At 44.7% G+C, this 20,949-nt stretch carries 13 protein-coding genes and 1 pseudogene; 11 read left to right on the forward strand and 3 right to left on the reverse strand.

Features of this window, described 5'->3' with window-relative positions:
- Window positions 1–4: 4 nt before the first annotated feature.
- Complete coding sequence (metH, locus tag SIB68_RS02850; protein ID WP_063400507.1) at window positions 5–3,649, forward strand: methionine synthase; 3,645 nt, start codon at window positions 5–7, stop codon at window positions 3,647–3,649.
- Window positions 3,650–3,744: 95 nt separating this feature from the next.
- On the opposite strand, the gene SIB68_RS02855 is transcribed toward metH, so the two are convergent.
- Window positions 3,745–3,975: a hypothetical protein gene (locus SIB68_RS02855; RefSeq protein WP_011130108.1), complete on the reverse strand. Its 231-nt coding sequence runs from the start codon at window positions 3,973–3,975 to the stop codon at window positions 3,745–3,747.
- Window positions 3,976–5,115: 1,140 nt separating this feature from the next.
- Here SIB68_RS02855 and SIB68_RS02860 point away from each other — a divergent pair.
- The 7 genes and pseudogenes from SIB68_RS02860 to rlmD all read left to right on the forward strand — a co-directional run bounded on the left by SIB68_RS02860 (window position 5,116) and on the right by rlmD (window position 13,490).
- Window positions 5,116–6,165, forward strand: coding sequence for a SpoIID/LytB domain-containing protein (locus tag SIB68_RS02860; protein ID WP_236068976.1), 1,050 nt, complete (start codon window positions 5,116–5,118; stop codon window positions 6,163–6,165).
- Window positions 6,155–7,000 carry an ATP adenylyltransferase gene (locus tag SIB68_RS02865; RefSeq protein WP_063400508.1) on the forward strand — a complete coding sequence of 282 codons (846 nt, stop codon included), beginning with the start codon at window positions 6,155–6,157 and terminating at the stop codon, window positions 6,998–7,000. The genes SIB68_RS02860 and SIB68_RS02865 overlap by 11 nt, the downstream gene beginning before the upstream one ends.
- Before the next feature lie 88 nt (window positions 7,001–7,088).
- On the forward strand, window positions 7,089–7,238 hold the full coding sequence (locus tag SIB68_RS02870) for a sigma factor (RefSeq protein ID WP_081215519.1): 150 nt from the start codon (window positions 7,089–7,091) through the stop codon (window positions 7,236–7,238).
- Window positions 7,239–7,271: 33 nt separating this feature from the next.
- Window positions 7,272–7,802: pseudogene (locus tag SIB68_RS02875) on the forward strand (sigma-70 family RNA polymerase sigma factor); the annotation flags it as partial.
- 380 nt (window positions 7,803–8,182) lie between these two features.
- Entirely contained in the window at window positions 8,183–9,751 is a 1,569-nt protein-coding gene (locus SIB68_RS02880; protein WP_236068978.1) for a DUF3370 domain-containing protein, read from the forward strand.
- Between the two features lie 25 nt (window positions 9,752–9,776).
- Window positions 9,777–10,844 (forward strand): hypothetical protein, encoded by a 1,068-nt coding sequence (locus tag SIB68_RS02885; protein ID WP_063400511.1) that lies wholly within the window; start codon window positions 9,777–9,779, stop codon window positions 10,842–10,844.
- A gap of 1,248 nt (window positions 10,845–12,092) precedes the next feature.
- The gene (gene rlmD / locus SIB68_RS02890; protein ID WP_063400512.1) at window positions 12,093–13,490 is read left to right on the forward strand and encodes a 23S rRNA (uracil(1939)-C(5))-methyltransferase RlmD; all 1,398 of its coding nucleotides are present in this window, start codon (window positions 12,093–12,095) and stop codon (window positions 13,488–13,490) included.
- Here the strand turns inward: rlmD and pheT are convergent.
- Complete coding sequence (pheT, locus tag SIB68_RS02895) at window positions 13,480–15,927, reverse strand: phenylalanine--tRNA ligase subunit beta (protein ID WP_063400513.1); 2,448 nt, start codon at window positions 15,925–15,927, stop codon at window positions 13,480–13,482. The genes rlmD and pheT overlap by 11 nt on opposite strands.
- Before the next feature lie 123 nt (window positions 15,928–16,050).
- On the opposite strand from pheT, the gene rpmG reads away from it, so the two are divergent.
- The 3 genes from rpmG to SIB68_RS02910 are packed head-to-tail and all read left to right on the forward strand — an operon-like array spanning window position 16,051 to window position 18,574.
- The gene (rpmG, locus tag SIB68_RS02900; protein WP_011826119.1) at window positions 16,051–16,251 is read left to right on the forward strand and encodes a 50S ribosomal protein L33; all 201 of its coding nucleotides are present in this window, start codon (window positions 16,051–16,053) and stop codon (window positions 16,249–16,251) included.
- Between the two features lie 38 nt (window positions 16,252–16,289).
- Window positions 16,290–16,511, forward strand: coding sequence for a 30S ribosomal protein S18 (gene rpsR, locus SIB68_RS02905; protein ID WP_011130118.1), 222 nt, complete (start codon window positions 16,290–16,292; stop codon window positions 16,509–16,511).
- 11 nt (window positions 16,512–16,522) lie between these two features.
- Window positions 16,523–18,574 carry a ribonuclease catalytic domain-containing protein gene (locus SIB68_RS02910; protein ID WP_063400514.1) on the forward strand — a complete coding sequence of 684 codons (2,052 nt, stop codon included), beginning with the start codon at window positions 16,523–16,525 and terminating at the stop codon, window positions 18,572–18,574.
- A gap of 42 nt (window positions 18,575–18,616) precedes the next feature.
- Here the strand turns inward: SIB68_RS02910 and SIB68_RS02915 are convergent, their stop codons facing one another.
- Window positions 18,617–20,428, reverse strand: coding sequence for an FAD-dependent oxidoreductase (locus SIB68_RS02915; protein WP_063400515.1), 1,812 nt, complete (start codon window positions 20,426–20,428; stop codon window positions 18,617–18,619).
- Between the last annotated feature and the right edge of the window lie 521 nt (window positions 20,429–20,949).

A 20,949-nucleotide genomic window follows, 5' to 3' on the forward strand; every position in this document is an offset into this window, starting at 1 on the left:
AAGCATGAGAGACAGGATGACAGCAGGACCATTGGATATCACCAGACCAGAATCAGCTTTTTTGGCACGCCTCCACTCGTCAGAACGTCCTGTTCTTGTATTTGATGGTGCCACGGGTACATCCCTGCAAAAACAGGATCTCAATGCTGATGATTTTGGTGGTGTATTACTAGAAGGATGTAATGAGAATCTTGTCGTTACTAGACCAGACGCAGTGAAGGAGGTGCATCGCCAATTTCTTGAATCAGGTTGCGATGTCATTGAGACAAATTCCTTTGGTGCTGCATCCATTGTTCTTGCGGAATATGGATTAGAAGACCAGGCATTTGAACTGAATAGACAAGCTGCACAGTTAGCAAAATCAATGGCCGTTCAATACAGCACAAAAGATCAACCTCGTTTTGTCGCAGGATCCATCGGACCAACAACAAAGTTGCCCACACTTGGACACATCGCATTTGACACGATGCGTGACTCCTTCCAAGAACAAGCAGAGGGACTATTAGCAGGAGATGTTGACCTTTTCATTGTTGAGACTTGCCAGGACGTCTTACAAATCAAGGCCGCTTTGCAAGGAATTGAATGTGCATTCTTAAAAGCTAATGAACGTCGCCCTATCATGGTTTCAGTGACAATGGAAACAACAGGCACGATGCTTTTGGGGTCAGACATCGCTTCTGTTGTGACAATATTAGAACCATTCCCTATTGATATTCTTGGTCTTAATTGTGCTACTGGTCCTGAACAAATGAAGGAACATATACGATATCTGTCAGAACACTCTCCTTTTACAATTAGTTGCATCCCCAATGCAGGTCTACCAGAAAATATTGGCGGTGTTGCTCATTACAGATTAAAGCCACTGGAACTAAAAATGCAACTCATGCATTTTGTAGAGGATCTTGGTGTTCAAGTCATAGGGGGATGCTGCGGTACAACTCCAGAACACACATCTGCATTGGCAGAACTTGCAAAAGAGATGCGTGCTGCTCAAAGACCATGTCGACAAGGTGAAAACGAACACCAACGCCAACTCTTCGGGTATGAACCATCAGCTGCTTCAATTTATGGAATTACTCCCTATCACCAAGATAATTCGTTTTTGATAATTGGTGAACGTCTAAATGCAAGTGGTTCAAAGAAAGTTAGAGAGCTATTGAATAGTGAGGACTGGGATGGTCTTGTTGGCCTTGCACGAGGGCAGCTTAAAGAGAATGCTCATGTTCTTGATGTTAATGTCGACTACGTTGGGCGTGATGGTGAGAAAGATATGAATCAACTTGTTAGCCGTCTTGTAACTAACATTAATCTTCCATTGATGCTCGATTCAACAGAATGGCAGAAAATGGAGGCAGGGCTAAAGGTTGCAGGTGGTAAATGTATACTTAACTCCACAAACTACGAGGATGGAGAGGAACGTTTCTTCAAGGTTTTAGATCTGGCGAAAAAATATGGTGCTGGATTAGTCATTGGCACCATCGATGAGAATGGTATGGCAAGAACAGCGATGCAGAAGGTCGAGATTGCAAAAAGGGCTTATCGTGATGCAACTGAATATGGCATACCTGCTCATGAAATTTTCTATGATCCACTTGCACTGCCAATTTCAACTGGTATCGAAGAGGATAGGCGAAATGGCCTTGAGACAATAGAAGCAATACGAGTTATTCGTGAAGAGCTAGAGGCAGTACATGTTGTTCTAGGTGTCTCTAATGTAAGCTTCGGATTATCTCCGGCTGCCAGAATTACTCTCAACTCGGTATTTCTTCATGACTGTACTGATGCTGGAATGGACGCAGCTATAGTTTCACCAGCAAAAATTCTACCTCTCAATAAAGTAAGTGATGAACAACAAAAGATATGTCGTGACTTAATAAATGACCACAGACGCTTTGAAAATGAGATCTGTACCTACGATCCATTAACAGAGCTAACGAGTCTATTTGAGGGGGTTAGCACTAAGGAAGCACGTGCTTCAGGCCCTTCATTGGCTGATTTGCCTGTTGAAGATCGACTCAAGCAACACATTATTGATGGAGAGAGAATTGGACTGAATGAAGCCCTCGATGAAGGTTTGGAATCTTACAAGCCTCTACAACTTGTCAATACATTTCTTTTGGATGGAATGAAGGTTGTTGGAGAGCTTTTCGGTTCAGGAAAAATGCAACTCCCCTTTGTTCTTCAATCGGCTCAAACGATGAAGGCAGCCGTTGCCTACCTTGAACCGTATATGGAAAAATCAGCAGGAGAGAACTCATCTAAAGCAAAATTCCTAATAGCTACAGTAAAAGGCGATGTACATGATATTGGCAAGAATCTAGTTGATATTATTTTAACAAATAATGGTTATGAGGTGATTAACTTAGGGATTAAACAGGACGCGGCTTCAATTATAAATGCTCAAATGACACATCAGGCAGATTGTATTGCCATGAGTGGGCTACTAGTAAAATCAACAGCATTCATGAAGAATAACCTTCAGGAATTTAATGATTCTGGTATTACCGTTCCAGTGATATTAGGTGGTGCAGCTCTGACCCCTAGATTTGTAAACCACGATTGCAGTGAAGTCTATAAAGGGAAACTTATTTATGGCAAGGATGCATTTACAGATCTAAGGTTTATGGACGCCTATGTCAATGCACTTTCTAATGATCGTTGGGATGATTGTAGAGGGTTTCTTGACGGCACTCCTGATGGGTTGACACTAGGAGGGCAATCTACTGAATCTGATTCACCTCACTCAAGCAATGAAGAACATCCTCAAGAGGAAAACCAAAAGAACATCGAACATATTAATTTAGCAGTTAATACTAATCGCTCTGAAAAAGTTACCCAAGAAGACGCAGTCACTCCTCCATTCCTTGGTTCAAAACATCTTAAATTAGACAAAATTCCTCTTGACGAGATCATTTTATATCTAGACCGAAACGCTTTATTTTCAGGGCAATGGCAAATACGCAAGAGAAAGGATCAATCTCGTGACCAATATGATCAGTACATTAACGATGAAATAGAACCAATATTGCAGCATTGGCTCCATAGAATTCGTAACGAGTCACTTTTACATCCTGGAGTCGCATATGGGTATTTCCCATGTGGTCGGAAAGATAATGATCTTTTAGTCTTCGATAATGAAGGCAACAGTCTACTTGGGAAGTTTAATCTTCCACGCCAAAAAGGTGGTAATAGATATTGTATTGCTGATTTTTATAGAGACCTTGAAGGCGGTTTGCCTAAGGATATTTTGCCTATGCAAGCAGTAACAATGGGCGAGAATGCGAGTATTTTTGCGCAGAAGTTATTTGAATCAGATGCATATACTGACTATCTCTTTTTTCATGGACTTGCAGTTCAACTGGCTGAGGCTCTCGCCGAATGGACGCATTCTCGAATACGTTGTGAGTGTGGATTTAAATCAGACGAGCCTAAAACTTTGCAAGATGTACTTGCACAGCGCTACAGAGGTAGCCGCTTTTCATTCGGCTACCCTGCCTGCCCAAACGTTGGCGATTCTCGCCAACAATTGAAGTGGTTAAAAGCCGACTTAATCGGGTTGACAATGGATCCAAATGATCAGCTACACCCAGAACAGAGCACAACGGCTCTGGTTACTCTTCACAGTAAGGCTAGATATTTCAGTGCCTAAATTGCCAAGGCTTTATTCAGCGATGTGAAAAAAGAATCTTGCTTTTGTTTTCAGGACAATCACATATCCCATGAAAAGTGAGCCTTTTACCTGGTCTAATCCTGGCAAAGCGCCTCCATTGTATCGATCACTTCCTGTTGAAAATCGTCTAGAGAGCCTGAGTCGCTGAGGTCCAGCCCTTCTCCTGCAGCGTTTTGGGTCAGTTCATGGAAGTGAAAAGCACCCTCCCCATTAGCGAGGAACTCGATAGCCGACGATTCACCACTTTCGCGAAAGGCATCGCAAAGAGCAAGGAAGGCGGCGTCTTCTGTGAACTCCCAATCCATTGAGGAGGCATATCTGATTGACCTTTAACGCCTGCCCCCCGTCATCCGTCAACCATCTCGAAGAAAAATGTGCCACTACTTCGGCAGACTCCTATGCTCAAACAGAGGAGCTGTAGCTCAATAAAGTCAGTGATAGCAATTGATCTGCAAGGCAAGGAGGTCTTTCTGACTTTATTTGCCAAGGTGTCTTTGGTGAAGCTTGGTCACATCGGATCAAGACGCATTTTTGGCTTTTGTTGCTTTAGCTGCGCTTGCGACATCCATGCAACACCTCATAGCCATTAAGCAAGATTGGCCCTGGGAGCCTCTAGGGAGGCTATTCAAGGGGGGTTCCGGCAAATTTCCCCACAAAGGCCTATTGACCCGCTTGTGAAGGCGTTGGCGGCGCATCTATGACCATTGGCCTCATCGTTGATCGCCATGGTTCTGACCATTTAATGAATGATTGGTTTAAGCACGTCTCACTAAACCGAAAAAATTTCTGTAAATAATCAATTTTTTGATCTGGCTTATGGATGAGCATGCGCTTTATTTATATCAATTTAACAGCTGTACTAAAGATTTCAAAAGACTTTCATAAATAAAAAGGTTAACTAGGCAAGCTCTGCATAAGCAAATTTTTACTTGCAGGGATATTCAATAAAGTCACTATCACTAACAATAGCGCAGCTTATGAATTACTCTAAACTAATCCGATATCCACTAGGTATAGGCTGACCATCATGATAAGTACTAAAAAATATCTTTATCTATAAACAATAGATATATGTAATGTTTCCTAATCAGAAGAGGTTGTAATTTGGCGGCTTTTTATTTGGCTTTAAGGAAGACCAGACTAGACGCTCGTTAAAGATTTCAAACATCCGGTCTATGATAATTATTGATTGGGCCTAACAAAGCAATGGTTTTATTAGATGCTATTTCGAAAAATATATTCTGATCTCAATCTGAAACCATCTCTAAAATAGCTATATTTTGCAATCAGTCGCAAAGACAAAGAATTGATTAGCATTCAATTGATAATACTACTATAACAGTGACGCAATTCTCCAATTCTAAGGCTTGTGGAATTTATGATGCTATCTTCAGGCTGTGTTCAATGCTTGATTTACAAATCTTGAAATCAAATTCTGAAAAAGATTGACAGTTGCGCATTCAACTGCAAAAATAATATTATTCATTTATTTGAAATGCACCAATCAGGGCAAATCACTAGGTCTTAATTTTTCTGTGAAACTAAAAGCTCATAATCTTTTGTATTTTTCACAAGCCATACTAGCTTGTGGACTAATCGTAGCTATCGTTAACGTACTTCTAATCTCAATTAATAGATTCCATCAAAGAACAGCAAGAAATCAACTTATGCAGCTCTTTCTGGAGGGTAGACAAGCCATAATTGAAGATAAATCACTTTCAAAGAATGCGAAGGACGTATCTTCGCAACCAACACCCTATTCTGCACTTCTCTCCTCTCAGGATGTCGATTCCTTGTCTTTAGAGTTAAAAGTTGGTCTGATTAGCCAAAGTCCCCCAATACAAATAAAGATAAAAGATTCAGGGTTTTGTAAACATCACTCTGGGAGGCTTATTAATGAGCATACTCTCAATAATATATTGAAGATAAAGAATAATCAGATTGCTGATATCAAATGTTTTACCACAGCCAGTAGCGGCATCCTAGTCAACAATCAGCCATATAGATCTAAAGTTTATTTTGTTAACCGGGGCAATGGCTGGATTGTAGTTAACCAACTCACGCTTGAGGATTATGTCGCTTCTGTTGTTGGTGCTGAAATGCCCAGTCTTTGGAATATGGAGGCTCTTAAAGCTCAAGCGGTTGCTGCACGTTCTTATGCGCTTGCCCATATCGCAAGACCTGCGAACAAGGATTTCCATCTGGGTGACACCACGCGTTGGCAGGCATATCGAGGAATATCAAGCCAAACATCACGATCTACGCAAGCCACTCAAGCCACTAAGGGAATTGTTCTTAGCTACAAGGGAGGAATTGTTGAAAGCCTTTATGCGTCAACGGCAGACATCAGTTTGCAAGCTCATGGCCACCTTGGAGCGAGCATGAGCCAGCATGGGGCCCAGCAATTGGCACGGAGTGGTTTGAAGTTCAATGAAATTCTTGCTAGGTATTACACAGGTGCTTCCTTAGCCAAACTACAAAGCCGTGGCAATTGAGCATTACTGGGATCAGGCGCTTGAACGCAGCACTGCAGCACAACTAGAGGGTGCACTGGTACCTCTCAGCACCGAGCTCACCAGAATTCCAGCACGACAAGGAGAACCCTTTGAACTGCGCAAACTAAAAGGCCCCCCGCCATCCCATCTCCTAGCCAGAGGTCCAAAACCTAACCCATTTTTGCCTTGGGAACCAAGCTTGGAGGTTAGTCAAATTGGCATGAGACATGTGCTAATTCTCAACAAATATCCTGTTGAAAAGGGACACATGTTGTTGATCACACGTGAATGGGCCCCTCAGCATGGTTGGCTTAGTTGTGATGACTGGGAGGCACTGCTAAGTGTTGATCAGGACACCAAGGGGCTTTGGTTTTTTAATAGTTCTCCAACGGCTGGAGCTAGTCAACCTCACAGACACTTGCAATTGCTAAGACGAAGCGACGACGATCGCAGTTGTCCTCGACAGGAATGGTTTCAATCATTATTAAAGGCCTCACCCAGGGAAAGCTGTCAACTTACTCAATGCTGTGCTGCAACAGCTAGAGCACAGAATAATGAAGCTCAAATTCATTATCAAGCTTATCTAACGCTTTGCGAACAGATTGGACTTGGTAATCCGACAGAGAATCAACATCCAAGACAACCATACAATATGCTGCTCTCGAACGAATGGATCGCACTGATACTTCGAAGTCGAGAGGGAATCGCAGGCTTCAGCATTAATGCACTTGGATTTGCCGGTTACCTTCTATCCACAGAAACATCTGATCTGGCCTGGCTTAATCACCATGGGCCTGAGGCCTTGCTAGAAGGCGTGGTCAAGACGATTCAGTGATTTTACGGTTGTGTTGCTGGGCAATTACATGGATCTCTAGAGGGACAGGCGATCGATCAACGACCGCTTTTTATTTACGATTCAACTGATGAATGACAAACTGAAACGTCGGAATAAGCAGATCGAAGAACATCTGCAACTCGTTAGGCCAATAGCACTTCACTACGCTTATCGTACTGGACAAGACAAAGAGGACCTCACTCAGGTCGGAATGTTAGGCCTTATCCGAGCAGCATAATTTTTTCAAAGCAGTAAGTCAGTACCTTTTGCTGCCTTTGCAAAACCGCATATACGCGGTGCCATCCTTCACTACCTCAGGGATAGCTTAGGACCAGTTAAAATACCTAGGCGAGTTGAGGAGCGAGCTCAAGAACTTCTCAGAGGTTGCCCCTTGATGGACAGAGCCAGTTTTTTTGAAAAGCTCAGAGCGGTCGATAGAACAGCGATAGAGAGCTACAAGCAGAAAGGACGCTGGTACCCGCTCGATGATCAGTTAATAACAGCTGATAAAGATCAGTGGAGTGAACTGGTCAACAAGGAACGCAATCGAATGCTGATGAATTCTCTAGAGAAGCTCGATTGCCAAGAGTCTGCGGTGGTTGATCACGTAGTCCTCAGAGGACAAAGCCTTCGCAGTACAGCCAGTCACCTGGGGATAAGCTGCATGACCGTACAAAGACGTGTGAAGCGAGCGCTTCGGCGCATGGCTGCTGATTGCTCTGAGTTGTCTCCTGACGCTGTTTCCCCTCTCAGGAAGCAGGATTTTGATCCCTCTGGATCTGTTGCTCCAAGGTCTCTATAGCTGCTTTCACTGCAGACAGGCGACGCTCTAGACCATCTCGCAGGAAAAGAAGCATTTCAAGCTTCCTATTCTGATAGTGACGGCGACGGTCTGCCGAGTCAACATTTGAGCTGAGACAAAAGGGAGAGAACATGCCGTTCCTACAGTTGGGTGAATCTTCGCGAAATTCTGCCAAGAGTGCGAAATTTCTTTCTTTGCGGTGTTGGCTGGTGTGACTAGGTTTGAATTGGCAGAGTTGCCCTAGGCGCTCGCTGCTCAACGTAACAAATCCATCCGGCTTAAAGGTGTCACAGAAGATCTCATTACTAGTCTCATTAAGTCTCTCGACTCTTGCCTGTGAGATTATTTTCGCAAAAGCATCCTGGTCCTACGTGCCTTTAATGGCTGGACAGTCAGCACGTCCTCTCAATGGAAGCTTTAACAAAGTTCCCGTTCTCCACTCCAACCAGCCGGAGACGGTTGTTGGCTCAGGAATACTTGTTAATACAGCTCCAGGTTCAGCAGTAGTCGTCCGTACAGGGCAACAATTAAGAAATGCAGAATTTACCTTTGACGGCAAGTTCGGGATTCATATTCATCATAAGTATTATCCTCGCGACAGACGTAAACTTGGCAACATCCGACAACGTGGATTGCTTACTGTTGCAGCCATAGCAAACAATCCAACAGATTCATCAATCGAACTTAAATTTGTTCGAGGTTCAGTTAAAAATAGTTTTGAGGCTCCTTACCATTCGAATAAACTTATGGGGGTAAAGCCCCTGGGGCCTCGTCCTTGGAATACAGGTCCGGGGGATGCAACAGCTGTACAGATGCTGAGAGGTAAATTGGACAGAAAATTAGCGGATAATATTGTCATTCCACCTCACACTAAAAAAGTTGTATTCACAACACAAATACCTGCAAGAGGTATTGCTAATGGACTGCTTAGTGGGACTAGCAACGGACCTTTTCAATTAGCTGTGGTTGCAGCAGAGGGGGCTACATCAGAAAAGAATCTGATCGCTATTCTTAATTCAAGGCGATTGGCGCCCGGACGTACTTATCTCAATAGAATCAGTGAAATTGAAACGGGCAAGGTTTTTTCGCGTGTAGCAGGAGTAGCAATTGGTGATCACTATACCGCTAAGCTAAATCATGACCTTAAGCATGGTGCTCTACATGTACCTCTTACCAGTACTCGTAAACATCATTTTGGAACAAGAGAGATCCAGGTCAACCCACTGGAAACTCGCATGATTGATTCTGCCGTAAATAATGTAGGCACTTACGGGGTGCGTTTTGATATCACCCTTAATCTAAAAGGCTCAGGAGCTCATCAATTAGTTTTAAGCCACCCTGCAGCAACAGACAAAAAGAAGCCATTCACGGCATTTCGTGGTTCAATCGGAATCAAGACTGAGAAGAAATACAAAGAAGTTCATGTAGGCCTACGCTCAGGCCAAAGTCTTCCAATATCAAACCTAGAATTGACAACCAAAAAAGATAATCCTGTTACTATTAGTTTAGTCTATCCTGCAGACAATACGCCAGGGCACCTACTAAGTGTTGTTCCAATGGAACAGTATACGCAGGTTATGCAAAAGGAAGAAAAAGCAAATAAAGCAAAGCTACCTGTAACATCAAGTAAGAATTACCACGCCAAACCACTAACTCCAAAGCCTATAGCGAAAACAAAAGTTGTTGAAGTGAACAGAAATTCGACGATACAAAGACATCAAGACAATTACAAATTAAGCAGAAACAAAAAGGAACTTTTACCGAATGAATCCAATGATCACAATTACCCGGTCAGCAATTCACCAATACTCATTTCCAGTCCTAGTAGAACTAATGTTATGCCATTAGCAATTATTGATCCGCAAAGAGTCAATTCGAGCCTTGGAAAACACTACACCGAAGCCCTAAAGGCACAACAGCAATGGTTGCATCAACTGCAAAACCAATAGGCTACCTACAGTTGTTCGGGTTCAAGTGAAAGCGTCCGAAGACAATTCGAGGCGACGGATTACCGTTGAACTACCAAATCATCTAATTGCAAGACTAGATGAACTTAAAAGGGAATGGGGGTTAAGAGCACGAGGTGACCTTTTAGCACGTTTACTTGAAGAACTGTTTACCCCTCAAGAGAATGATCGAGATGATCAACAGGCTGGAGGTCTATTTCAAATAAATGAACCAGATCCACTCGAAAACGATGATAGTGGATCATTGTCTAGATCTTTACCGCCCGAATACAATGAGACAAAAGCACTGGTATTAATAGGGCGGGGATCGAATGAAAGAGGTGAACCTGGCTTAAAGCCAGATGAAAACAAGGTAGAAAGTAGTCATGAAGTAAAGACTACACATTCAGTTGGGATTGATTTGCCAGGCTTTGTGCGTAAACAAACGGATAATCTTCGAGAAAGTCTTGGCAGCAACAAACCGGGTCAAAATTCGAGGGACTTGCCCTTAGTAACAACAGTTGCTGAGACTGATGTGATTGAAAGTCTTAATGCCGCAAATCGACACTGGATTTCACTTTATGGCAATCCACCAGGAGAGACAGTCGTTGAAGCTGCAATGATCTGGTTAGCGAGGGACATATGGCTTCATGTCGATGGCACTGATGGACGGCCATTCACATGGAGTGCCGCAAATCGACTAATGACGGAACTCTGTTCCAGTTGGCAGGTGAAACCGGCGACTTTTGAGCTTGTGATGGTGGTTGCTGGAATTTTGGAAGATCCGTTTGCCTGCAAGAGTCTTTCAGAGAGAATGCCCACACTGATCCGCAGATTTGTTAATCGCTTTAAACGAAGTCGTCAGGTCACCTCATTCCAAACACTTGAATCAACAATGACACTTCATGGAGCACTCAAACTTCTCAAGCTGCCATCTCATGCTGGTGCACCAATGACACTTTCTACCATTCGAGAGGCCTACAAATTACAGGCCATAACCATCCATCCGGACGCTGGAGGCTCAACAGAGGCCATGAGAAGGCTAAATGAAGCATATCAAATGCTTAAAGAGCTATACCGCGAGAGGCCCAGTTAGTCGCAATAGTCTAATCCACGACTCGGCATTAGTCTAATAGTGAGAAATAACAAACACTTAGTAGACTCACTTGGAGCATCTTTTAGCTGCGTTCAGCTGACTTCGAGCAACGAATACAAAAAGGCTGGAACATCTCTAATGGGCAAAAGCTCTAAATGCTAAGGAGTTGCGGCTAAGCCATGAGAGACTCTCATGAGTTGTTTGAGACTAATCTAAAGACTATGAATAAGACTTAGGTAAGATCGAAAAGAGAGGGCAAGGGTTATTGTTGTTGTTATCAGTGAAAGAATTAATATCCTCAAATTCAAAATTCTCTAAATACATCGAACGGTAAGGCGAATTTATTGAAAAAACCCGCTTACTTGTGCTCAAGGTGAACTTCATCATCGGTCCACACTGCGTCCAAAGAAAGTTTTACCCTTTATAGAAGTGTTCTATGACAGGCTTTACAGCTTTGCGTAACTGCATTATTCACAGGTACGCAGGATTTGCTGTATTGCATCCCGCTCATGGGGGGTATTTGTGGTGAGGTTGAAGGGGCAAGGAACCTACCCATGCAACGGTCGCGCAACAAGAGGGGGGGCTCCACGACGCTACGCCTCCTTCTGATCATATAGGTCTAGGAGTGAGACTAGTAAAGCGTCGCATAATATACACATAAGACAAAGGGAATCAGTCATCTATCTTTTATTAGTCTTATACTAAGACTATAACCGAGTCTTATCTAAGACTTTAGAGGCGAAGGTCATAGTGCGAATGGTCAGATCTATTCAGCGCTTCATCAGGCTTACATGCCCTATTGAGTGAGATGCCAGGTCCGATCCAGAATGATTTGTCGATACTGAATTATCCAGCTAGTGGCGATATGCTCAAAAACTAAAATCTCAATTGAAATCGTGAACAGTGCTTATGAAATCCACTATTTCAATGAAATAATCCTGGCTAAGCACAACTCTTCGTTGTGAAGTGTCAGTTTTTTGCAATTGCTTATCAAAAATAAGACTTGAGGGTCTTCTCCTGAATATTCCACCTTCGTTTCGGTTGAATTTATTAATTGGTGTTCAGACTCATAATCATGGAGCTCACTCTAAGCAATCTATAATGAATTTGTATCCGAGCACTTGAAAGGCTCCTGGATCTGACTAAGATTATATTTACCCAACCCAGTACCACATATTTGGATATTTATGATTTATTTATAGACAGCATTGACTTTATTGTTATGCCTAATAAATAGGAAGACTTGCTATGACTAGCTCTACAGACTCAAGTTTGACATTAATACCTTCCCCAGGTGATAAGGTTGAGATCACATGCTTAGATTTAGATCGTCATGGTAATGGTCTGGCACGATGGAACAATTGGGTTGTGATAGTCAATGACCTTCTACCTGGTGAACGTGCACAAATAGAGTTTGTAAGGCGCCATCGAAACCAGTTTTTAGCCCGCAAGGTTCAAACAATTGAGACAGTTGCAAGTCGCAGACCCCCCCCATGCAAAATCGCTAAGGAATGCGGAGGCTGCTCTATACAACATCTTAATGATCATGGACAAACCTTATTAAAGCAAGGTCATCTGCGGGAAATACTTCTACGTTTAGGTCAATTAGATCATAAGATAGAACCAATCATGACTGATTATAATAGAGCTCTTGGGTATCGAAATAGAGCCTTAATTCCTCTTCATCGCAATAGAAAAGGGCAGTTACTTATGGGTTATTACCGACGCGGCAGTCACCAAATTATTGATCTCAATCGATGTCCGGTTTTGGATCGAGGAATCGATCAATATCTGGCCTCGATCAAGGATGATCTTCAACAGCAGAATTGGCCTGCAGATTCTGACCTATCTTCTGGTGAAGGACTCCGGCATCTAGGCATTCGTATTGGCCAAAAAACAAGACAAGTGCTGATCACACTGGTAAGTAGTACCACTCAACTCTCTGGCCTCCATCAACAAGCCAAGGAATGGTATGGCAGGTGGCCGGAAGTAAGAGGGATAACTTTAAACATCCAACGACAGAGGAACAATCTTGTTCTTGGTCAAGAAACTATTTTGCTTGCTGGTGATCTTGAAATTGAGGAGAATTTTTACAATCTCTCCTTATTGCTTTCTACCACAACATTTTTTCAAGTAAACACTCATCAGGCAGAACGGATTGTCTCAAAATTAATTGAATGGCTATCAACTGCTTCGCTCGACATCAATATAATTGACGCATATTGTGGAATTGGCACAATTTCTCTCCCCATTGCAGCAACTGGATATCATGTAATAGGTCTTGAACTTCATGCAGAAGCTATTGCTCAAGCAAATAAAAATGCCTTGCGGAATAGTCTTGATAATGTTTCGTTTTTGTGCGGTGATGTTTCCTTGTTATTGGCCAAAAAACTTCAACATCATGATGTGTTAGTGCTAGACCCACCGCGTAAAGGTTTGGATCAAATGGTGATTAAAACAATCCTTTCAGTTCGACCTGAGAGAGTGGCATATCTTAGTTGTGATCCTGCCACATTAGCTCGTGACCTCAAGCAATTGATCGTACCAAATGGACCCTATCAGATTGATCAATTACAACCCATTGATTTCTTCCCACAAACAATGCATATCGAATGTCTGGCACTGTTAATTCGTATTAGCTCCTAAGCTCTGCAGAAAACTGCTTTACAAGTGCTTGACGTACCTTGTCGTGAATCGGGTTGACCTTGTCTTCACTAAGAGTCCTGTCTTTACTCCGATAGCGCAACCTGAACGCTTGACTGCAAGAGTAAGGATCAAGCTGTCCACCCTCAAAACGATCAATCAGCTCTACATGCTCTAGAAGCGGTTTACCAGCTTTTCTGATGGCCTGGATCAAATCGGAACAACTACATTCCTTTGAAACGATCACAGCTAAATCAAGTTCCATTGCTGGAACTGTCGGGAATGGTCGGAAGGTAGGGTTCCATCGATTAGATCGTGTCGCAGCTTGGATGATGCACTGCAAGTCCAAAGCGAATAGATAGGTTGCTTCAGGTAGATCAAGACGTTCCGATAGTGCTGGATGAAGCTGCCCAAAATCCCCGAGCAGTTTGCCTTCGACAAATAACGCTGCAGACCGTCCAGGATGAAGTGAAGGATTGTCCATGAGGGGACGGTCGTTAATGTCCAACTTCAACCCTTGAAAGACTTGGGAAAGCTGACCGCGTGCCTGGTGATATGTCATTGACTTGATCTTGCCACTTGTACTCCATCGTTCAAACCTTCGCTCTGCACAGATCACGCCACCAAGAACAGCGCGTTGGTTGATGAGCTCGTCAGTGTCTGTATAGACATTGCCTATTTCATATAACCAACAACCAGGCTGCGATGACTGGAGGTTGCGTTGGCAAATACGTAGATGCTCCTCCCAAAGATTGGTACGCAGGTGGCTGGTCTCAGCCAATAAAGGGTTGCTAATTGAAATTCGTTGTGGTTCATCACTATCAGCACCCACTAACGACAAGGTCGTGACTTCCTGCAATCCTGCTCCGCACAACATCTGCCTTAATAGGCGTTCAGCTGTTTGAGCAGTCGTTAGCCCACCAGGTTCAAGCGGATCTGGCAGGTTGGCCTCAAAACGATCAAAGCCAACAAGGCGAGACACTTCTTCGATCAAATCAACCTCTCGCGAGAGATCTCTACGGCGTGATGGTGGAACTATGACCAACCACCCTTCGTTATAAGGAGACAACTCGCATCCGAGAGCAAGCAGCGAAGTCTCGATAATGTCGTCTTCTAGATACCTATTGTCATTCTCATCAGCTATTGGTCCGAGTAAACGATGGATAGCTTCGCGGCGAAGTTTTACCGGATCAGCAGTTTTTAGGGGCTCACCATATACCCAACATCCATTTGATTTAATGCCTAGATGTTCCTCCATTAGTGTCACAGCTCGACGCGCTGATGCCAAAGTCATTTCAACAGGCAACCCTTTCTCAAAGCGACTGCTTGCATCGGTCCTCAAGCCAACAGCTCGGCACGTAGTTCTCACGGCCGTTGGGGTAAACATTGCAGATTCCAGCCATACTCGCCTTGTCTTGGCAGACACGCCGCTTTCAGCACTACCGATAACACCCGCAAGCGCTATAGGAATGTCATGGCAGGTGACGATCTGGCAATTTTCGTTCAGTGCAAGTTGATGTCCATCTAGGCCATTAAAAACTTCATTGTTTCTTGCTTGTCGAAGGCCAAAAGATTCTGCGGAAACTGTTTGACCTGTGATCAATTCGAGAGCATCAATATCAAATGCATGCAATGGCTGGCCTTGCTCCAACATCACCAGATTTGTAATATCGACTACACCATTCACTGATTTCAGTCCTGAACGCTCCAATCGTTGTTTTAACCAGGCTGGCGAAGTTAATTCACCATCCACATTCTCTAAGGCGGTTAATCCATAAAGACCACCCTTCAGCATGGACGCAGAGCTGGTGGAATCAGGCTCAAAAGACTTATGGATTGGGGCCATATCAAGTTGCGGAAGCTGCAGGCTTGCGCCTGTTAAAGCAGCGACTTCCCTTGCGATACCAACCATCGACATTCCATCGGGGCGATTGGCTGTGATTGCCAACTCAAGCACTGTGTCATCGAGTCCGAGCAGAGGAGCTACAGGCTGGCCAAGCTCTGGAACGTTTTCAGCGATCTCTTCAAGGATGGCTATTCCATCACCATTTGATTCCAGTCCTAATTCCGCTAGAGAGCAGATCATTCCTTGACTTGGAACCCCCCGAAGCTCACTGGCTTTGATCTTGATTCCAACTGCTGGGAGGGTTGCACCAACCATGGCAACAGGTACGTGTATACCAAGCCGAACATTTGGAGCCCCACAGACGATCTGAAGACCTTCGCCCAGCCCGACATCCACCTGACAGACGCTGAGTTTGTCGGCATTGGGGTGGGGTTGATGGTCTTTCACCAACCCAACGACCACGCCATCGGCACGGCTGGCTAAATCATCAATAGCCTCAACCTCAAATCCAGCCATCGATAGGCGTTCGGCGAGGTTCTCGACGGTCTCATTCAGCTGTACTAGATCCTGCAGCCAGGAGAGAGAAACCCGCATGGATCAGCTAGATGCAGCCAAAGATCTTACGAAGCAAGAGAACGACGGCGTCAAGTCATGTGAGGCTGCCCTGTAGGATCTTAGTTCTTCACTACGCTTCGCATCTGCGGCGCAACGTCCTTTATGGCCAAAAACAAGGGCGTCCGGATCGTGATCACTCTTGAGTGCAACGAATGCCGGTCCAATCCCGCCATCGACAAGCGGTCTCACGGGGTGTCTCGCTACACCACTGAAAAGAACCGCCGAAACACCACCGAACGGCTGGAAATCAAGAAATTCTGCCGTTACTGCAACAAGTCAACAACTCACAAAGAGATCAAATGACTTTGCAGTCACGAAAAGCACACCAGCGTTCTTAAATCATGTCCAGTTCATTTTTTAAAAAGCGGCTGTCGCCAATTAAGCCTGGCGATCCCATCGACTACAAGGATGTTGATCTCCTCAAGAAGTTCATTACTGACCGTGGCAAGATCCTGCCTAGACGCCTTACAGGTCTAACGTCTAAACAACAACGTGACCTTACTAATGCTGTAAAACGTGCACGTATTATTGCACTTTTGCCATTTGTTAATCCAGAAGGCTGATTGCAACAGCTTTGACGCCTTCTCTACAGCAAGGTGATTTAGTTGGCTTTATTTTAAAAGGTCAACCACAAATTGGCCTGCTAACTTCCTTGAAGGGCAGCCGAGCAATTCTAAGAGTTGCAGGAACACGGCGAGAACAACAGCTAGCCAGTCGAGAACTATCCGTTCTAAAGCAAAATCACAACATGGTAGAGGTGGAGACATCTCTACCCACAATGAGTGAGGTCCGTAACCTTAGTCTTAATTCACGCGATTTAATTGCTGGTTGGCGATTGCTCGAAGGAGAAAGGCGTAAAAGTAAGACTTCACCAACAGCACTCAAAATTACAGAACTAGCAGATTTACTCCTTAATAAAGATGATCCTATCCATCTCGCAGCATTGTGGTTTTGGCTTAATAGCGACCAACCTTTATTTCGAGTTCGACGTGACCACATGGTTGAAGCACGTCAACTTATTGACCTACGCCGCATCCGCCAGCTGCGCCGCAAGCAACAATCTCGAGTGCAGAAACGCCTAGATTCTCTTGCATTGCTGATAGCAGATACACCTCTGAGCAAAGATCAGTGGCAGGATTTACCCTCGGATCTTCAGTTCACTATCAACCGTTTAATCGAGCTGGCTGACGGTCCAGAGGATGTTTTTTTGGCAGATGAACAAGCTCTTGAGCTGATTAAAGATTTAAAGTTGGGTAGATCGCTGAGCGACCTCCGTTATTGGTTGATCAAGAAAGGCTGGCGCGATCCACACGATCTAACAACTCTCAAAGGCAGTATCTGGACAATATCTTTTGAAGGGAGTGTACAAGCTCAAGCGGACCAATTACTCAATAAGTTTGAGCAACTATCTTTCGGTGGCGATGATAATCGTCTTGATTTGAGTGATTTAAGAACCTACACCCTCGACGATCATCAAACTCAGGAAATTGATGATGCAATCTCTTTGCAGTGTGTTGATCAAGACAGCTGGATTTGGATCCATATCGCCGATCCGGCAAGACTTATTCCTGTGGACAGCCCCTTAGATCTTGATGCTCGTGCAAGAGCAACCAGCCTCTACTTGGCTGATGGCCTAAGACCAATGCTGCCATTGAGTGTTGCAGCAGAAGTTCTCAGTCTTAGAGCTGGCCGTCGCTGTGCAGCGTTGAGTGTTGCTGTGGTTCTAGATGAATCAGGATGTATAGCCGACACTCGTGTTTGTCGCACTTGGATTCGCCCCTGCTACCGACTCACTTATGAGGATGGGGATGAATTGATTGAGCTTGCGCCTCCTGGCGATGAAGATCTTTCAACACTCGCAAGCCTGCTAAAAAAACGTCAATTGTGGCGTGAGCGACAAGGTGCACTGCTGCTTGAACAATCTGAAGGGCGATTCAAAGTCAAGGATGATCAGCCTGAGCTTCATGTTGTTGAGTCAACTCCAGCCAGACGGCTAGTCAGCGAAGCGATGATTCTGATGGGTACTGTTATTGCTGAATTTGGAAAGCGTCAAAACCTTGCTCTGCCCTATCGCAGTCAGCCTCCAACTCAACTACCCAGTGCAACTGACTTTTCACAGTTGATTGAAGGACCTGTCCGACATGCCGCGATCAAGCGTTGCCTTAGCCGAGGCGTCCTTGGTACTCGTCCGATGGCTCATTTCAGTCTTGGCCTCTCTGCCTACGTACAAGCCAGTTCGCCGATCCGTCGCTATGCAGATTTACTTGCCCATCGACAGGTGGTGGCTCACTTAGGAGGCTTAGTTCCATTAAGCGAGCACGCTCTCATGGTGCAGTTGGATGCACTTGAAGACCCTCTTCGCCAAGCACAGCAAATTCAACGCGAAGACCAGCGACACTGGCAAAAGGTGTGGTTTTTAAAAAATCGCCATGAACAATGGCCAGCCCTATTTCTGCGCTGGTTGAGGCCACAAGATCAGATTGCACTTGTGCATGTGGAATGCCTGGCTATGGATCTTGCCTGCAAGATCCATGGTTTGATCGACCCTAGTCCAGGTCTTGTATTGATCATGAGAGTTCATGTTATTGATCCATTGACTGATCAGATTGAGCTGGTCGCCAAGTAGCTTCTCAAATCATAGAAACAAACAAACTACCAAAAGCTGTTATTAATATAAAACGCGAATCAACCTCAGCCATGGTCCCCATGGATTAGCAACTGCTAGAAGGTGTACATTCTGCTGGTCTTCACATGATTCTAGCCACCGCTTTAATGCCGGCTCCAGTGTTATTAATCGCCAGGATTTAAACTTGGTATCTAGAGAGAATGTCTGATCAGAATGAACACGAAGGCAACCTGAAAACTTTTTCACATGTTTATTGAGTGGTGTTTGATCTGGCAGTGGCATTTCTCCTACATTTGCTTTAAGATTAAAGCCTTCTATCACGCTATGGTTGCTGAGGCAATCTGGTTGCGCCAAAACAAATTTCTGAGCATTACGCCAGTGAGGATGCCATGCAGGCCAATCCCAAATAGGAACAATCGCGGCTGGGGCATAAATATCATGCAATAGTTCATGCTGTATTTCTGAAATATCAACTTCTGCTGGTTGAAGCCTCTTTTTCAAGGCTATAGCTGCTGCCATTCCAGCAGCCTGGCCAAGATTTAAAATCATTGGCTGTAATCGAGTTGCACCATTGGCTATATGACTCACACTAAAGGCCTTATCAGCTATCAGAATATTCTCCACTTCGCTACTAAGTAGAGCCCCGTAAGGAATGCAGAATGGAGTACCTGTCCATCTCCCACCCCATCTACAACTTTTTGAGGCTAACGGCCAATCTTTACCAGGATAATGATGATCATTAGCGTAAGTCCCTACAGCAATACTGGTGCAACGTCCCTGTTTATCTAAGGGGATTGGTCCTCGGGCTGTACCAGAGGCTAATGGCAGAAGATCTCCTTCCACTAATGTGTATTGACCTTTAAGGCGTCGACCTTCACGCCAGTAGGGCATCAATGCCAGGCTTTGATTGATCCCTGGAAACACCTTGCCAGGATTAAGCCAACCCTCACTAACTGTTTGAAGAGCCTGTAGGAATGACAAGCTATACAGCTGCATTTCAACAGCAAGCTGGTGTTTAATTTTGACGTCTGAGCTGCGAATACGCTCCAAGCCTTTATGCCAGTCGTTTCCATGAAGGGGCCAGTTGAGCATTACTAAACCGTCTGGAAGGCGGCCATAGGTAACGGTGCGCTCAAAACCAAACGCCTGAGTTGCACCTTCGAATGGTCGAGGCAAGCACCCTGGTGATGAAGGTGATTGTGCATGTTGATCGAGTTGACCCATCACAACCCAAGTAGGGGATTGAACAGGCTGGCTGGTAAAGAATGGATCGGAATTCAATTGTTTTGCCGAAGGGGCGCTTGGCTCATTCCAGAGTTCTTGTGATTCCCAACCCCAGCGGTGAGAAATGTCTGCGAGGGAAAAGCTGTCGCCTAAATCACTTCCATCAATGAATAAGTCAAAGCGCAGTTGATGCTGTCGCCCTTCAAGCTCCAGCTCAAGCAAAACAAGGCGATCTCCCTCACGTAACAGTGATTTGAGCTGAACGTCAGACCACCATTCGAGATTGGGGAGATCTACAACCCAGCTCCGCAAAACCTCTTCTGCGCGAGCGGGATTAAAACCAAAGCAACTCACCCAGTTCTGATCCAGTCCATCCTGTTCAACTTTGGCGATGTCTTGAAGGAAGGCCCCCCACAAGCCTGTCTGCCAGCAACTGAGTTCATGGCCGTCTGGAGCCGAAACGCCTGCTGCACTGACCATTCCACCAAGCCACGCACCTGGTGTTAACAGCAGAGTTCTAATCCCTTGTCGAGCAGCTTGTACGGCTGAGGCGACGCCTCCTGTGCCTCCACCCCAGACCACCAAGGGCACCTGCGTAGTGGAAAAAATTTTGTTCGCAGACACTGTCATCCCAAAACATAATCATCTTTGCCAGAAAGCAATTGAGCTTCATAACAAAGGTTGCTTAAACAACGCTGGCGGGGCGCAACAAATTGTTGATAGAGGCGATTTGACTTGATCATCGTCGAAATAAGAACAATCTCCAGCCCAGCATTGTGCTGTCACTCTCAAAAGAACATTGCCCCACTCTCATGTGCACGATGAATTTGGCGATAAGGGGGTCATCAGGATCAAATTATCAAGCCAGTGCCAGATGGAAGCTAAAGGTCGAAGGTCTTGATCACTTTCACCAGGCCAAGACTGAGAACATCTGAATATCAAGCGCTGCTGCCAAAACCTTAACCATAGTCAGTTCTTCTGTTCTGATATGGCCATATCTACGATTGGCTCCCAAAATCGTTGCACGTAGAATCTCTGCGGAATGAATCGGTGCCGCCGCAAAGTGCTTGAGGAGTTTTTTGTATCGTGTGCTGCTTGTGAATCCCAGTCAAGGGGTGCCTCCGGCTGCATCTCAGCTAGGTTTTCAGCAA

Origin of the sequence: Prochlorococcus sp. MIT 1323 (genome assembly GCF_047304905.1) — a bacterium.
In the GTDB taxonomy this organism is placed as follows: domain Bacteria; phylum Cyanobacteriota; class Cyanobacteriia; order PCC-6307; family Cyanobiaceae; genus Prochlorococcus; species Prochlorococcus marinus_D.

Excerpts from the sequence above, each read along its gene's own strand:
- SIB68_RS02870 (WP_081215519.1), top strand. The coding sequence starts at position 7,089 with ATGAATGACAAACTGAAACGTCGGAATAAGCAGATCGAAGAACATCTG.
- pheT (WP_063400513.1), bottom strand. The coding sequence starts at position 15,927 with ATGCGGGTTTCTCTCTCCTGGCTGCAGGATCTAGTACAGCTGAATGAG.
- rpsR (WP_011130118.1), top strand. The coding sequence starts at position 16,290 with ATGTCCAGTTCATTTTTTAAAAAGCGGCTGTCGCCAATTAAGCCTGGC.
- SIB68_RS02880 (WP_236068978.1), top strand. The coding sequence starts at position 8,183 with ATGGCTGGACAGTCAGCACGTCCTCTCAATGGAAGCTTTAACAAAGTT.
- SIB68_RS02915 (WP_063400515.1), bottom strand. The coding sequence starts at position 20,428 with ATGACAGTGTCTGCGAACAAAATTTTTTCCACTACGCAGGTGCCCTTG.
- metH (WP_063400507.1), top strand. The coding sequence starts at position 5 with ATGAGAGACAGGATGACAGCAGGACCATTGGATATCACCAGACCAGAA.
- rlmD (WP_063400512.1), top strand. The coding sequence starts at position 12,093 with ATGACTAGCTCTACAGACTCAAGTTTGACATTAATACCTTCCCCAGGT.
- SIB68_RS02855 (WP_011130108.1), bottom strand. The coding sequence starts at position 3,975 with ATGGATTGGGAGTTCACAGAAGACGCCGCCTTCCTTGCTCTTTGCGAT.
- rpmG (WP_011826119.1), top strand. The coding sequence starts at position 16,051 with ATGGCCAAAAACAAGGGCGTCCGGATCGTGATCACTCTTGAGTGCAAC.